The 1,018-nt window shown below is 69.8% G+C and carries 2 protein-coding genes; one reads left to right on the forward strand and one right to left on the reverse strand.

From position 1 onward, the window contains the following. Positions 1-499 (forward strand): MaoC family dehydratase (locus PGX04_RS23660; RefSeq protein ID WP_273740750.1); only part of this gene is annotated, 499 nt, incomplete at its 5' end. A 21-nt stretch (positions 500-520) separates the two neighbouring features. Here the strand turns inward: PGX04_RS23660 and PGX04_RS23665 are convergent. Continuing rightward, the gene (locus tag PGX04_RS23665) at positions 521-946 is read right to left on the reverse strand and encodes a Zn-ribbon domain-containing OB-fold protein (protein WP_273740751.1); all 426 of its coding nucleotides are present in this window, start codon (positions 944-946) and stop codon (positions 521-523) included. Between the last annotated feature and the right edge of the window lie 72 nt (positions 947-1,018).

Here is a 1,018-nt window from a genome sequence, read left to right on the forward strand (position 1 = left end):
CACCGCGAGCGACGACGACCCGACCGAAGCCGACGGCGGCACCGCGGAACCCGAGCCGGTTCCCGACCCGACCGTCGACGAGTTCGAGCGCGTCCGTACCGTCGACGACCTCGAGCCCGGCGATACCGGCCCGACGGTCGTCGTCGAAGACCTCGAGCGTCAGCACTTCGTGAAGTACGCCGGGGCCAGCGGCGACTTCAACCCGATTCACTACGACGAGCCGTTCGCCACGGGTGCGGGCAACGAGAGCGTCTTCGGGCAGGGGATGTTCACCGCCGGACTCACCTCCCGCGTCGTCGCGAACTGGTTCGACCTCCGGGACGTCTCGAGCTTCGGGGTTCGGTTCCAGTCGCGGGTCTTCCCCGGCGACACCGTCGTCGCGACCGGCGAGGTCGGCGAGATCGATCGCGACGCGGGAACGGTCGAGACCGAACTCGAGGCCCGGACGACCGACGGCGAGACGCTGCTGACCGGAACCGCGACGGCCGACCTCGAGTAGAAAATACGCGCGTCGAGTCCGTTACTCCGGCACGAACACCGGCATCGCCGCCTCGTCGGAGACTCGCCAGAACGTGACACTGACCGCTGCGCCGATCTCGAGGTCGTCGGGATCGGCGTCGAGCAGCGCGAGCAGGCGCGGTCCCTCGTCCAGCTCGATCGCGCCGACGACGTACGGCGTCCGATCGGCGAAACCCGGTTCGCCGGGGACGTGGCAGACGGTGTAGGTGTAGATCGTCCCGACGCCCTCGCTGTCTTCGAACGGCGGGTCCTCGGCCCCGCAGTCGGTACAAACCGCCCGGGGGTAGAGCTGTCGGTTGCCGCAATCGCAGGCCTGATAGCGGAGAGTGCCCTCGAGCGTCGCCGCCCAGAAGGGAACCGTCGCGCCGGTCGGAACGGGAACCGGTCCGTCCCACGACTCGCGACGGTCCTCGACCGGGGCGCTCATGCGTCCCTCCGGAGGACGACGGTGCTACTCGAGGACAGGAGCCCGCCGGTGCCGTGGGCGACCGCGACCTCG

It is taken from the genome of Natrinema soli (assembly GCF_028618695.1).